Source organism: Pectobacterium parvum, from assembly GCF_020971565.1.
Lineage (GTDB): Bacteria > Pseudomonadota > Gammaproteobacteria > Enterobacterales > Enterobacteriaceae > Pectobacterium > Pectobacterium polare.
Window position 1 is genome coordinate 510,756 of sequence record NZ_CP087392.1, and the last position, 14,160, is coordinate 524,915.

11 protein-coding genes and 4 tRNA genes are annotated in these 14,160 nt (G+C 53.1%); 14 read left to right on the forward strand and 1 reads right to left on the reverse strand.

The window, feature by feature from the left end; all coding sequences use genetic code 11:
* The first annotated feature begins 49 nt into the window (after nt 1-49).
* The 14 genes from wecB to LOZ86_RS02325 all read left to right on the forward strand — a co-directional run bounded on the left by wecB (nt 50) and on the right by LOZ86_RS02325 (nt 12,521).
* On the forward strand, nt 50-1,180 hold the full coding sequence (gene wecB, locus LOZ86_RS02260; protein WP_039486688.1) for a non-hydrolyzing UDP-N-acetylglucosamine 2-epimerase: 1,131 nt from the start codon (nt 50-52) through the stop codon (nt 1,178-1,180).
* A gap of 254 nt (nt 1,181-1,434) precedes the next feature.
* Nucleotides 1,435-2,697 (forward strand): UDP-N-acetyl-D-mannosamine dehydrogenase, encoded by a 1,263-nt coding sequence (gene wecC / locus LOZ86_RS02265; RefSeq protein ID WP_039486689.1) that lies wholly within the window; start codon nt 1,435-1,437, stop codon nt 2,695-2,697.
* Nucleotides 2,688-3,761 (forward strand): dTDP-glucose 4,6-dehydratase, encoded by a 1,074-nt coding sequence (rffG, locus tag LOZ86_RS02270; RefSeq protein WP_181892630.1) that lies wholly within the window; start codon nt 2,688-2,690, stop codon nt 3,759-3,761. The genes wecC and rffG overlap by 10 nt, the downstream gene beginning before the upstream one ends.
* A gap of 67 nt (nt 3,762-3,828) precedes the next feature.
* Nucleotides 3,829-4,560, forward strand: coding sequence for a dTDP-4-amino-4,6-dideoxy-D-galactose acyltransferase (gene wecD, locus LOZ86_RS02275; RefSeq protein ID WP_039486690.1), 732 nt, complete (start codon nt 3,829-3,831; stop codon nt 4,558-4,560).
* Nucleotides 4,561-4,564: 4 nt separating this feature from the next.
* The gene (gene rffA, locus LOZ86_RS02280) at nt 4,565-5,695 is read left to right on the forward strand and encodes a dTDP-4-amino-4,6-dideoxygalactose transaminase (protein ID WP_039486691.1); all 1,131 of its coding nucleotides are present in this window, start codon (nt 4,565-4,567) and stop codon (nt 5,693-5,695) included.
* A gap of 1 nt (nt 5,696) precedes the next feature.
* Nucleotides 5,697-6,947 (forward strand): lipid III flippase WzxE, encoded by a 1,251-nt coding sequence (wzxE, locus tag LOZ86_RS02285; RefSeq protein ID WP_230242817.1) that lies wholly within the window; start codon nt 5,697-5,699, stop codon nt 6,945-6,947.
* Nucleotides 6,944-8,029 (forward strand): TDP-N-acetylfucosamine:lipid II N-acetylfucosaminyltransferase, encoded by a 1,086-nt coding sequence (locus tag LOZ86_RS02290; RefSeq protein WP_039486693.1) that lies wholly within the window; start codon nt 6,944-6,946, stop codon nt 8,027-8,029. Before wzxE ends, LOZ86_RS02290 begins: the two co-directional genes overlap by 4 nt.
* A complete protein-coding gene (gene wzyE / locus LOZ86_RS02295) occupies nt 8,026-9,414 on the forward strand; it encodes an ECA oligosaccharide polymerase (protein ID WP_230242818.1) in 1,389 nt (462 codons plus the stop codon). The genes LOZ86_RS02290 and wzyE overlap by 4 nt, the downstream gene beginning before the upstream one ends.
* Complete coding sequence (wecG, locus tag LOZ86_RS02300; RefSeq protein ID WP_230242819.1) at nt 9,411-10,160, forward strand: lipopolysaccharide N-acetylmannosaminouronosyltransferase; 750 nt, start codon at nt 9,411-9,413, stop codon at nt 10,158-10,160. The genes wzyE and wecG overlap by 4 nt, the downstream gene beginning before the upstream one ends.
* 306 nt (nt 10,161-10,466) lie before the next feature.
* On the forward strand, nt 10,467-11,858 hold the full coding sequence (thrP, locus tag LOZ86_RS02305) for a bifunctional threonine/serine APC transporter ThrP (protein ID WP_039512693.1): 1,392 nt from the start codon (nt 10,467-10,469) through the stop codon (nt 11,856-11,858).
* Between the two features lie 139 nt (nt 11,859-11,997).
* Nucleotides 11,998-12,074 (forward strand) — tRNA-Arg (locus LOZ86_RS02310).
* Nucleotides 12,075-12,196: 122 nt separating this feature from the next.
* Nucleotides 12,197-12,272: transfer RNA gene (locus LOZ86_RS02315), tRNA-His, on the forward strand.
* A 42-nt stretch (nt 12,273-12,314) separates the two neighbouring features.
* Nucleotides 12,315-12,401: transfer RNA gene (locus tag LOZ86_RS02320), tRNA-Leu, on the forward strand.
* A gap of 43 nt (nt 12,402-12,444) precedes the next feature.
* Nucleotides 12,445-12,521 (forward strand) — tRNA-Pro (locus LOZ86_RS02325).
* Between the two features lie 123 nt (nt 12,522-12,644).
* On the opposite strand, the gene LOZ86_RS02330 is transcribed toward LOZ86_RS02325, so the two are convergent.
* Nucleotides 12,645-13,952, reverse strand: a complete 1,308-nt coding sequence (locus LOZ86_RS02330; RefSeq protein ID WP_039486697.1) for a histidine-type phosphatase — start codon at nt 13,950-13,952, stop codon at nt 12,645-12,647.
* Nucleotides 13,953-14,160: the final 208 nt, after the last annotated feature.

A 14,160-nucleotide genomic window follows, 5' to 3' on the forward strand; every position in this document is an offset into this window, starting at 1 on the left:
GCTGATGCTCAGTGAGCGTCAGCGTCTAACCTGATTAAAGAGATTCAATGTGAAAGTATTGACTGTTTTCGGCACACGGCCAGAAGCCATAAAAATGGCGCCGCTGGTTCATGCCCTGGCTCAGGATGGAGCCTTTGAATCGAGAATTTGCGTAACAGCCCAGCACCGGGAGATGCTGGATCAGGTGCTGCGTTTGTTCGACATTACGCCAGATTACGATCTGGATATTATGCGACCGGGACAGGGACTCAGTGAGATATCCTGCCGGATTTTATCGGGACTTGAACCTGTTATGGCGGAGTTCAAACCCGATCTGGTGTTGGTGCACGGCGATACTACCACGACGTTGGCAACCAGCCTGGCGGCTTTTTATCAGCGTATCCCCGTCGGCCATGTAGAAGCGGGATTGCGTACTGGCAATCTGTACTCGCCCTGGCCGGAAGAGGCTAACCGTAAACTGACCGGACATTTGGCGATGTACCATTTCGCCCCAACGGAAAATTCCCGCCAAAATTTACTGCGTGAGCATCTGTCTGATCGGCATATTTTTGTGACGGGCAATACGGTGATTGATGCGCTGTTCTGGGTGCGCGATCGTATTCTCGGGGACGCCGTGCTACGCCGCAGCCTCGACGAGAAATATGCCTTTTTAGACGATAACAAGAAGCTGATTCTGGTTACCGGACACCGCCGCGAAAGTTTTGGCGGCGGCTTCGAGCGCATTTGCAGCGCGCTGGCCGACATCGCCCGTCGACACCCCGAAGTACAAATTGTGTATCCGGTCCATCTGAACCCTAACGTCAGTGAACCGGTGAATCGCATCCTGAGCGGCATTGATAATGTGATGCTGATTGCGCCGCAGGACTATCTGCCTTTCGTGTATCTGATGAATCGGTCTTACATGATTTTGACCGACTCTGGCGGCATTCAGGAAGAAGCGCCGTCGTTAGGCAAGCCTGTATTGGTGATGCGTGATACGACAGAACGGCCAGAGGCGGTTGAAGCCGGTACGGTTAAGCTGGTAGGGACAGAAGTAACCAGCATTGTCGATGCGGTATCTATGCTGTTGACGGATGAAGAGGCGTATCAGGCAATGAGCCGTGCTCACAATCCTTATGGTGATGGTCAAGCCTGTCAACGCATCGTTGATGCTTTAAAAAATCGCCAGGAGCGATTTTAAATCGTCGTCCCGCGGCGGCCCGATTTACAGAATGCAAACGGTGATAATGGAATAGAAGAGTAAAGCGTTTGCGCCAGGGACAAAAACGTTAGGAACGTTTTTGAACGTCGCTTGTGCAGATATGAATCTCAGGGATGAGATTCATATCTGCGCAAGCCGAGCGTACAGGGATGTATTCACAGCGTCTTTACGATCTATCCATTATCACCGCTCAATGCATCTATCAGTATCCGAGAAATAATTATGGTGACACTATGAGCTTTACTACCATTTCCGTAATCGGTTTGGGCTACATCGGTTTACCCACCGCCGCGGCGTTTGCGTCGCGCCAGAAAAAAGTCATCGGTATCGATGTGAACAAACTGGCGGTCGAAACCATCAATCGCGGCGAAATCCATATCGTCGAGCCCGATCTGGATGCGTTGGTCAAAGTGGCAGTGGAAAATGGTTACCTTCAGGCGCTGACAAAGCCTGTGCCAGCCGACGCTTTCCTGATCGCCGTTCCTACCCCATTCAAAGGCGATCACGAACCCGATTTGGCCTACGTTCAGGCGGCTGCGGCGTCCATCGCGCCCGTGCTGAAGAAAGGCGATCTGGTGATTTTAGAATCGACATCCCCCGTGGGTGCAACCGAGCAAATGGCCGAATGGCTGGCCGACGCACGCGCGGATTTGACGTTTCCGCAGCAGGTTGGGGAAACGGCGGATATCAACATTGCCTATTGTCCTGAACGTGTGCTGCCGGGACAGGTTGTGGTCGAGCTGATTAAAAACGATCGTGTCATTGGCGGCATGACTCCAGTGTGCTCTGCTCGTGCGAGCGAACTGTACAAAATCTTCCTCGAAGGTGAGTGTGTGGTTACTAACTCCCGCACCGCCGAAATGTGCAAGCTGACGGAAAACAGCTTCCGCGACGTCAATATTGCGTTCGCCAATGAACTCTCGCTGATTTGTGCCGAACAAAACATTAACGTATGGGAACTTATCCGATTGGCAAACCGCCATCCCCGCGTCAATATCCTGCAACCCGGCCCTGGCGTCGGCGGGCACTGTATTGCGGTCGACCCTTGGTTTATCGTGGCGCAGAATCCGCAGCAGGCTCGGTTAATTCATACAGCCAGACTGGTTAACGATGGCAAACCGCTCTGGGTGGTGGATCGCGTAAAAGCGGCCGTGGCGGATTATCTGGCGCAAACGGATAAACGTGCCAGCGAGGTTACCGTGGCCTGCTTTGGGCTGGCGTTCAAGCCTGATATTGACGATCTGCGTGAAAGCCCAGCAGTAGGGATTACGTCCATGATTGCACAGTGGAACACTGGTGTGACGTTAGCCGTCGAACCGAATGTTAAACACCTACCGTCCGTGTTGGCCGGACAGGTAAAACTGGTCGATACCAGCAGTGCATTAAAAGAAGCCGATGTGCTGGTCATGCTGGTTGATCACCGTCAGTTTAAAGCGATTAACCCAGAAGATGTGAAACAACAGTGGGTTATCGATACCAAAGGAGTATGGCGTTGAAACGTATTTTAATTACTGGCGGAGCAGGGTTTATTGGTTCAGCGTTGGTCAGATACATTTTGACTGAAACGCAGGACAGCGTCGTCGTTGTCGATAAGCTGACCTATGCGGGCAACCTGTCTTCGCTGGCACCCGTCGCTGATAGCTCACGCTTCGCGTTCGAGCAGGTTGATATCTGCGATCGTGCTGAACTGGACCGTGTCTTTATGGCTTACCAGCCTGCGCTAGTGATGCACTTGGCGGCAGAAAGCCACGTCGATCGCTCTATCGATGGCCCGGCAGCATTTATCGAAACCAATATTGTCGGCACCTATACAATGCTGGAAGCGGCACGTCACTATTGGCAGAACTTAGCTGATGCAGACAAGCGTGCGTTCCGTTTTCACCATATCTCTACCGATGAAGTGTTTGGTGACCTGCACGGGACGGACGATCTGTTTACAGAAACCACGCCTTATGCGCCAAGCAGCCCTTATTCCGCATCGAAAGCTTCCAGCGACCACCTTGTTCGCGCCTGGCTGCGCACCTACGGGTTCCCGACGGTTATCACCAACTGTTCGAATAACTACGGTCCTTACCATTTCCCAGAGAAGTTGATTCCGCTGGTGATCCTGAATGCGGTCGCGGGCAAACCGTTACCGGTTTACGGTGATGGCGCGCAAATCCGTGACTGGCTGTTTGTCGAAGACCACGCTCGCGCGCTGTACAAAGTGGTGACGGAAGGCGAAATCGGCGAGACGTACAACATCGGTGGTCACAACGAGCGTAGAAACATTGAAGTGGTGCAGACCATTTGTGCGCTGCTGGAAGAGCTGGCGCCGAATAAGCCCGCTGGCGTAGCGCATTACCGCGATCTCATCACCTATGTGAAAGACCGCCCAGGCCACGATATGCGTTACGCGATCGATGCCGGGAAAATTGAACGTGAGCTGGGCTGGCGTCCAGAAGAAACGTTTGAGACGGGCATGAGAAAAACCGTCAGTTGGTATCTGAATAACGAAAAATGGTGGCGCAGCGTGCAGGATGGTTCTTATACCGGCGAGCGTTTAGGGTTGAACGACTAAACCCGTGTCAGACGTTGGCAAACCGGAAGTTGGAAAACCAGATGGCGGAAAAGAAAGGAGCGAAACGATGATCCATCCGATATCAATTGGAAAGGGAGAGATTCGCGCCACGGTTGAACCGCTGAGCTGGGAGAGCGAATTCTTCCAGATTGACAGCGGTAAGCTGAATTTTTCATCATCTGCGCCTGTGTTAACACCCGATGCGCTGAACGCATTTACACTGACGCAGGCTAAAATCGCAGCGGACAATCTGGTGCTGGCAGATGCACTTGCCGATCTAGGTTTTCGATTGGTGGAAGGCGAGGTCGACCTCAGTCTGCTGCTGCAACGGACTACGGTTGTTACGCCGCTACCGCGCTGGCGCGAAGCCACACCCGACGATATCCCTGCACTGAGGGACGCGGCGTCACGTGTTTTTGCGCTGAGCCGTTTCCGTTCTCCGTGGTATCAACCGGAGGATAGCGGGCGTTTCTATGCGCAGTGGATTGAGAATGCCGTGCGCGGTACGTTCGACCACTGCTGTTTGCTGGTGGAAGGCGCCGCAGGCAATCCACAAGGCTGGGTCACGTTACGCAGAGTGAATGACTCGGATGCCCGAATAGGGCTACTGGGCGTTTGGCCGGGTGTTACCGTACGGGGCATTGGTTCACAGCTGATGGCGCTGGCGGAAGCGTGGTGCCGACAACAAGAGTTGATATGTCTTCGGGTCGCGACACAGGTTAGCAACGTGGCGGCGCTTCGTCTTTATCTTCGCCGTGGTGCCATGATTGAGAGCACGGCGTATTGGTTATACAGGTGATCACATGATTCCATTTAACGCGCCACCGATTGTCGGTACGGAACTGGATTATATGCAGGCTGCCATGAGCAGCGGCAAATTGTGCGGCGATGGTGGCTTTACCCGCCGTTGTCAGCAATGGCTGGAACATTATTCCGGTAGCAAAAAAGTCCTGCTCACGCCTTCCTGCACCGCTTCACTGGAGATGGCTGCTATCCTGCTGGACGTTAAGCTCGGCGATGAAGTGATCATGCCGAGCTATACCTTCGTTTCTACCGCCAACGCCTTTGTGCTTCGTGGTGCGAAGATCGTGTTTGTCGATATCCGGCCGGATACCATGAACATTGACGAAACGAAGATCGAAGCCGCCATTACGGAAAAAACGCGCATTATCGTGCCGGTTCACTACGCGGGCGTGGCCTGCGAGATGGACGCGATTATGGCACTGGCGAAGAAATACGATTTATATGTCGTGGAAGATGCCGCGCAGGGCGTGATGTCCAGCTACAAAGGCCGCGTTCTGGGGTCTATCGGCCATATTGGCTGCTTCAGCTTTCACGAAACCAAGAACTACACCTCGGGCGGTGAGGGCGGAGCCACGCTGATTAATGACGCAAGGCTGGTGGAGCGTGCGGAAATTGTCCGTGAAAAAGGCACCAACCGCAGCCAGTTCTTCCGTGGGCAGGTGGACAAATACACCTGGCGTGATATCGGTTCAAGCTACCTGATGGCGGATATTCAGGCTGCCTATCTTTGGGGACAGTTGGAAGCGGCGCGACCGATCAACGAACGTCGCCTGAAGCTGTGGCAGAACTACTACGCGGCATTCAAATCGCTGGCCGATGCCGGGCGTATTACCCTGCCGACCGTGCCTGCCAATGGGATTCACAATGCGCACATGTTTTATATCAAACTGCGCGATCAGGATGACCGCAGTGCGTTTATCAATTACATGAAAGAAGCCGAAATCATGACGGTCTTTCATTATATCCCGCTACACAGTTGCCCAGCCGGTTTGAACTTCGGTCGTTTCTCCGGTGAAGATCGCTACACCACGCAGGAAAGCGAACGGTTGGTACGTTTACCGCTGTTCTACAATCTGTCAGACGTCAATCAGCGGACGGTGATCAATACCATTCTGAGCTTCTTCTCCTGATATGTCGTTGGCGAAAGCATCGATATGGACGGCAGGCTCCACGCTGATAAAAATCGGCGCGGGGCTGGTTGTCGTCAAACTGCTGGCGGTCATGTTTGGCCCCAGCGGCGTGGGGATGGCAGGGAATTTTCGTCAGCTTATTACGGTTCTGGGCGTGTTAGCCGGTGCGGGGATCTTCAACGGCGTCACCAAATACGTCGCGGAGTATCAGCAGCAACCGGAACGGTTGAGGCCGCTGCTCGGAACGTCAGTCACGCTGGTGCTGGGGTTCTCCACGCTGCTAGCGATTCTTTTTCTTGCTGCCGCAACACCTATCGCCAATCTGCTGTTTGGGCATGATAACTATCGAGATGTGGTGCGTGCGCTGGCGTTTATCCAAATGGGTATCGCTTACGCCAACCTGTTTCTGGCGATTCTCAAGGGCTATCGGGATGCGATAGGCAACGCGCTGGCCGTGATCGGCGGCAGCCTGATCGGGCTGGCGGCCTTTTGGCTCTGCCTGCAACTGGGCGGCTACGTTGGCGCACTGGCCGGGCTGGCGCTGGTGCCCGCGCTGCTGGTGATTCCGGCAGGCATCATGCTATATCGGCGGACTCCGCTGTCGCTGATATCGCTGAAACCCGCGTGGGATCGCGCGATTGCCGGGCAGTTGGGCAAATTTACGCTGATGGCGTTGATGACGGCGGTAACGCTGCCTGTTGCGTACATCATGATGCGTAACCTGCTGGCGGCACATTACAGCTGGAATGAAGTAGGTATTTGGCAGGGCGTCAGCAGTATTTCCGATGCTTATCTGCAATTCATTACCGCCTCCTTTACCGTGTATTTGTTGCCGACACTCTCGCGTCTGACGGATAAAGCCGCGTTGTCGCAGGAGATTGTTCGCTCGCTGAAGTTTGTGCTGCCCGTTGTGGCAGGCGTCAGCTTTTGTGTGTGGTTGCTGCGAGATTTTGCCATCTGGCTGCTGTTCTCCAGCGAGTTCACGGCAATGCGAGATCTCTTCGTTTGGCAATTGGTAGGCGATGTAATGAAAGTGGGCGCTTACGTCTTTGGCTATCTGGTCATTGCGAAAGCGGCGCTGCGCTTTTATCTGCTCACGGAAGTGAGCCAGTTTCTCCTGCTGACTGGGTTTTCCCACTGGCTGATTCCGCTTTATGGCGCACAAGGTGCGGCGCAGGCCTATATGGCAACCTACCTGGTCTATTTTTTGCTTTGTTGTTGCGTATTCATTATTTACCGTAGGCGAGCATGACGACACTGATTCATGTATTGGGATCTGACATCCCGCATCATAACCAGACCGTTTTACGTTTTTTTAACGACGTACTGGCGACGGAACTCCCCGAGCAGCAGATTCGGCATTTTATCGTGGCTGCTCACGATGGCATTTCATCGGCTGATTTTCCCGCGCTGCGTATCGAAACCTGCGTAGATAAGAAAACGCTGGCTGAGGCAGTCATCGCCAGAGCCAAAGCGAACCGCAAAATGCGCTTTTTCCTGCATGGGCAGTTTAATCCCACGCTGTGGCTGGCGTTGCTAAGCGGAAAAATCAAATCCGAGCAGGTTTACTGGCACGTCTGGGGCGCGGATTTGTATGAAGAGGCGAGCAGCCTGAAATATCGTCTGTTTTATCTGCTGCGGCGTATGGCGCAAAAGCGTGTCGGACACGTGTTTGCTACGCGTGGCGATCTGGCGTGGTATCAGCAGCGTTCACCTCGCGTGCCGACGTCATTGCTGTACTTCCCAACGCGAATGAATCCGGCGCTAACGGGCATGCAGGTGGATAAACCGCTGGCAGGGCCGATGACGATTCTGGTCGGCAATTCTGGCGATCGCACGAATCGCCATCAGGAAGCGCTGCGGGCGATTCACAAGCAGTTCGGAAAAAATGTGCGGGTCATTGTGCCGATGGGCTACCCTGCGAATAACGAGTCCTACATCGCGCAGGTGGAAAAGGACGGTTTGGCGCTGTTTGGCGTGAAAAATTTCCAACTGCTAAAAGACCAACTGGCATTTGATGATTATCTCAACATGCTGCGCACCTGCGATTTGGGCTATTTTATTTTCGATCGCCAGCAGGGAATCGGGACGTTATGTCTGCTGATTCAGTTTGGCGTGCCGTTCGTGATCAGCCGACAAAATCCGTTCTGGCAGGATCTGACGGAACAAGGGCTGCCCGTGCTGTTTTACGGTGACGAGTTGGATGAAGCGCTAGTGCGTGAAGCGCAGCGCCAATTGGCATCAGTCGATAAGCACCAGATTGCGTTCTTTAATCCCAATTATCTGCAAGGCTGGCGCGATGCGCTGGCGTTGGCGGCGGGAGAACCAACATGACGCTGGGGCAATTTGGTGGGCTGTTTGCTGTCTACCTGATTTCAGTCATCTTTATCCTGAGCCTGACCTGGATGGAGTTTCGGCGGGTGCGTTTTAATTTTAACGTGCTGTTTTCCCTGCTCTATTTATTAACGTTCTATTTTGGTTTTCCGTTTACCTGCGTACTGGTATTCCGCTTTGGTGTTGAAGTGGTTCCCGTGCAGTTCCTGCTTCAGGCGATGCTGTCTGCGACGGCGTTCTATGCGATCTATTACGTCAGCTATAAGACGCGGTTACGCCAGAAAGCTTCCGCGCCGCGTAAGCCACTCCTGACGGTGAATCGGGTTGAAGCCAATCTGACCTGGCTGCTGCTGGCGTTGATTGCGGTCGCCACCGTCGGTATTTTCTTCCTCAACAACGGCTTCTTGCTGTTTAAGCTAAATTCTTACAGCCAGATATTCTCCAGCGATGTGTCCGGCGTGGCGTTGAAACGCTTCTTCTACTTCTTCATTCCGGCGATGCTGGTGGTGTATTTCCTGCGGCAGACGCAGCGTGCGTGGATAATGTTCCTCATCGGAACGGTCGCGTTTGGGATGCTGACGTATGTAATTGTGGGCGGAACACGTGCGAATGTGATTATCGCCTTCGCTCTATTTCTGTTTATTGGCATTGTGCGCGGCTGGATTACGCTCTGGATGCTGGTTGCGGCTGGTGCGTTCGGGATTGTCGGGATGTTCTGGCTGGCGCTGACGCGCTATGGGCTGGACGTCAGCGGTGATTATGCCTTTTATACCTTCCTGTATTTAACCCGTGACACTTTCTCGCCCTGGGAAAATCTGGCGCTGCTGTGGCAGAACTACGACAAGATTGAATTCCAGGGGCTGGCACCGATTGCCCGTGATTTCTACGTCTTTATTCCTTCCTGGCTATGGCCGGATCGTCCGAATCTGGTGTTAAACAGTGCGAACTATTTCACCTGGGAAGTGTTGAATAACCGCTCCGGGCTGGCGATTTCCCCCACGCTATTGGGCTCGCTGGTGGTGATGGGCGGGGTGCTGTTTATCCCGCTCGGCGCGATTGCGGTAGGGCTGGTTATCAAATGGTTCGACTGGGTGTACGAGTTAGGGAAGAACGACAGCAATCGCTATAAATCCGCTATTTTGCAGGCGTTCTGCTTCGGGGCGGTGTTCAATATTATTGTGCTGACGCGTGAAGGCGTCGATTCTTTTGTTTCACGTGTGGTGTTTTTCTGTCTGGTATTTGGTCTGTGTCTGCTGGTTGCCAAACTGCTCTATTGGCTGCTGGAAAGCGCCGGACTCATCCGGCAGCGTCTGATGCGTATGCGTGCCACGCCGCTCGCGCCGACACCCAACACCGTGGATCCTGTGATAAAGGAGCAGGTATGACAGCGTTAAAAACCCCAGAGACCATTCCTCTGTATACCATTCGTGGTTTGCCCATTCACGGTTTTCGCAATATGGCGCAGTTTGTTGATTACCTGTTTGCGGGCGAGCGGGTTGAAACGGGCACGCTCGTCGCGATTAATGCTGAGAAAGTGCTAACGGCGGAAAAAGACGTGGCGCTGCGTGCGTTGCTCGATCGTGCAGAGTACAAGTATGCGGACGGCATCAGCATCGTGCGCTCCATTCGACGCAAATACCCGCCGGCTGATGTCACGCGAGTTGCGGGGGCTGACCTGTGGGAAGCGCTAATGGAACGAGCGGGCGAGGAGGGAACGCCGGTTTTTCTGGTGGGCGGCAAACCTGACGTGCTGGCACAAACGGAAGCGAAGCTGCGGGCGCAGTGGAACGTGAATATTGTCGGCAGTCAGGATGGCTATTTTACGCCAGAGCAGCGCGATGCCCTGTTCGAACGTATCCGCGCCAGCGGTGCGCAAATTGTCACCGTCGCGATGGGGTCGCCACGACAGGAAATCCTGATGCGCGACTGTCGTCACCACTATCCCGATGCGCTGTATAGGGGTGTGGGGGGAACCTATGACGTCTTTACCGGGCATGTGAAGCGCGCCCCGCTCGTGTGGCAAAACTTAGGACTGGAATGGCTGTATCGTTTGCTGTCCCAGCCGAGCCGTATTTTTCGGCAGCTTAGGCTGTTGAAATATGTTGCCTATCACTACAGCGGTCGCCTGTAGCTTCATTGAATTGGCGCGTTAAACGCGCCAACCTTGCTCCACAATCTTTCCTCGCAATATATAAACCTGATTTCTTATTCCTATTCGATTTTAATTGTCTGTTTGCCAGTCAATCAGAAATACAGAATTCTATCTTTGGCGTATTCGTCATCCCTGATGTGTTATTCAAACTCACATTACGGTATTTTCATGCCGCTAATTTGGGGCAAGGGTACGTTCTTTCTCATCGGTAGTCGGCAGTATTTCTGAAATAAGAACAATAACCGGCAGCAGCCGGGATAAGCACAACATAAAGACAGAGGATATATGGCAGAAGATGTAAAGCAGGAAAAACTCCATCGAGGGTTGGAAGCCCGGCATATTGAGCTGATTGCGCTGGGTGGCACGATCGGCGTCGGGCTGTTTATGGGCGCGGCTAGTGCGCTGAAGTGGGCAGGGCCGTCAGTATTGCTGGCCTATATTGTCGCTGGGATCTTCGTTTTCTTCATCATGCGTTCAATGGGCGAAATGCTGTTTCTGGAGCCAGTAGCGGGATCGTTTGCCGTCTACGCGCATAAATACATGAGTCCCTTTTTCGGTTATCTCACCGCATGGGGCTACTGGTTTATGTGGATGGCGGTCGGGATTTCGGAAATTACCGCCATTGGCGTCTATGTTCAGTATTGGTTCCCCGATTTGCCGCAATGGCTACCGGCCATCGCCGCCGTTGCGCTGGTCGCGGGCGCAAACCTTGCTGCGGTAAGACTGTATGGCGAAATCGAATTTTGGTTCGCGATGATAAAAATCACCACCATCGTCGTGATGATTGTCGTCGGTGTCGGCATTATCTTCTTCGGCTTTGGTAACCACGGTCAGGCGACCGGATTCAGCAACCTGACCGAACACGGCGGTTTCCTCGCGGGAGGCTGGAAAGGTCTGCTGTTCGCACTCTGTCTGGTCGTGGCGTCTTATCAGGGCGTGGAACTGGTCGGCATTACGGCGGGCGAGGCGAAAAATCCGCAGGTGACGCTGAAGCGCGCGATCAACAACATTCTGTGGCGCATCCTGATTTTCTATGTGGGCGCGATCTTCGTTATCGTCACGATTTTCCCCTGGAATGAAATCGGCACGTCCGGCAGTCCGTTTGTGATGACATTTGCGAAGATTGGTATCACCGCGGCGGCAGGGATCATCAATTTTGTGGTGCTGACGGCTGCGCTATCCGGCTGCAACAGCGGCATGTATAGCTGTGGACGTATGCTGTATTCGCTGGCCAACAACCGCCAGCTCCCTGCCTGGTTGGGTAAAGTGACGGCCAGCGGCGTACCTGCGGCAGGTGTCATGATTTCTATTCTTTGCCTGATGGCTGGCTCGGTGTTGAACTACATCATTCCTAACCCAGAAAAAGTGTTTGTGTATGTTTATAGCGCCAGCGTGCTGCCGGGTATGGTGCCGTGGTTTGTGGTGTTAATCAGCCAGTTGCGTTTTCGTGAACAGCATCGCACTGCGCTGGCCACACATCCGTTTAAATCGGTGTTGTTCCCGTGGGTAAACTACCTGACGATGGCATTTTTGCTGTGTGTGCTGGTGGGAATGTACATAAATATCGATACGCGGATGTCTTTATTGGTCGGTGTCGCCTTTTTAGCCGTGGTCAGCCTGTGTTATTTCGCGTTGGGACTGGGCAAAAAAACGTCGCTGACAGAGGGTAAATCGTAGTATTTGGGGGCGGGAAGGGCGGAACTGTGTGTTATTTAGCTTGGAATGAGCAAATCATAATCAAACGCATCATTTCGATAAAAAAGCACTAGACAGCCAGTCGCTAAGCCCGTAATATCCCGCCCCGCAACGGCGCTAAGCGCCCGTAGCTCAGCTGGATAGAGCGCTGCCCTCCGGAGGCAGAGGTCTCAGGTTCGAATCCTGTCGGGCGCACCATTATATTCTGTATGAAGTATGTTGTGTGCAAGAGCTGCGGTGGTACACTTTTTTTCGTAAAGAAAGTATCCCGTGAAAAGGAAGTACCGCGTAATAAGTAGTTGATGTAAAGTGTGGTGATGGTGGCTATAGCTCAGTTGGTAGAGCCCTGGATTGTGATTCCAGTTGTCGTGGGTTCGAGTCCCATTAGCCACCCCAGATTTTGCAACTAAAGTAGTTGATTGACTGTTTGTGAGTTATGCGAAGGTGGCGGAATTGGTAGACGCGCTAGCTTCAGGTGTTAGTGTTCTTACGGACGTGAGGGTTCAAGTCCCTCTCTTCGCACCACACAAACAAGAACATCAGTGATGTTCAAAAAAAGCAGTACATTCGGCGAGTAGCGCAGCTTGGTAGCGCAACTGGTTTGGGACCAGTGGGTCGGAGGTTCGAATCCTCTCTCGCCGACCAATTAAGAAGAAAAGCACATCGAAATATGTGCTTTTTTTTCGTTTGTATTTTTCCTTCTCTGGCGAAAGCCTTGTCGGATTTATCAACCCGACAAGACGTTGTTGTTCCCTGCGATATCGCGTGTTACGGCGCGTAATGCACGGGTGCCAGCGCGCTGCTATCAATACTTTCTCGCATTGATTTCAGTGCGGTACCAAAAGGACACAGCGTGCCTTTTTCTGTCTGCTGGCAGCCCTGAGAGGTAAATTCCTCTTTCAGTAACGGCTGCCGATCGTCAAGCTGCGCCAGTGAACGAATCTGATCCAGCGACTGCGACTGGAAATAGGTACGTAAGAAACGCTGCTGAGTGGTGGTATCACGCCAGCGTTCGAATACCAGACTGCCTGCGGGCGGAATGTTATCGGCGGTATCGCCGGGTAGCTGCCAATGAAACTGCAATAGCGTGCGCAGATAGGCGATATTGGTGTCGTGAGCGACATACAGCAAGTAGGGGACGGCTGGTGGCTCACCTTGTGTGGTGTCTTGCGCTTCCTGCGTCCCTTGCGCCAGAGCCTGTGCGATTTGCTGCATGAATAGCGAACCGCCGCGCTGTGCGATATAGGGAACATCATTGGTGAAGTCGTATTTAGCCGTCATCAGCGCCATCAACGGTATGAGATCCTGTGTGTTGCTGACGTGACCAAAAGCGACCTGTGCCTGCGGTAGATTCTCGCTGTACTCCAGCAGGAAAACCTCGCTCATATTCGCCAGCGTATTCAAGCCGCTGATAGAAGTGGAACCGTCCTTATCCTGTTTTAGCGCCCACGGTTTATCAAACACCGGGCACGGCTTATCCGCTTCGCATACGACCTGCTTCAACAGCTCTATGCTGGGCTTAAGACGCTGATAGGCGATATTCAAATCACCGCCCATGGCTTCCAGCACCGCAGCCTTTGCCCGTTCGGGGTCAAGCGTGCCAATGCCCATTTTATCCCCGTGGAACAGCGGATCTTGCTTTTCATCCTCAACGGCATGCGTCGCAACGCCGCAGCCCGGAAACATACCGTCCATATAGGCTTGTGCCGTTGCGCGGGTGCGTTGTAGCGGACTGGCGAGCACATAAATCTGCTGTTCCGTCGGACAACCTGATGCGAACAGATGCTGTTGACGATAATACTCACCCTCGTAGCGGCCTTTTAATACGGTGGCGGCATAGCCATGCCCGGTTAATTCACCTTCCCGCGTGACCCACTGAGGCCACTGCCGTGCCGTGCCGGATTCAAGTGCCGTCGTGTTGGATTCTGTTGGAGGACGTACGCCATGACGGCTGACTTCAATGACCTTTTCCAGAAGATAGCGATCCTGCGCCTGAGCCCGAGTAGAAAAGGCTGAAATAATGATCATGGTAATCAATAAGCTACGGGGAGTACGTAATGTCGTGTGGGAAAGCATGATAATCCTTCGTCAGCGGTCATGCGGATAAGAAGTTTCATTGTAGGTGGGGAAAAGTGACAGGCAGGTTTTTCAGCAGAGGAGAGAGTGTTAGCGAACATTTCTGCATGCATAGTTTGCAATCAAACTTTTTGATCTAAGATAGATCCCAAAGGTATAAAGCGCATAATTTCCGCATGTTATATTTTTAAAAATTAAAAAGACGATA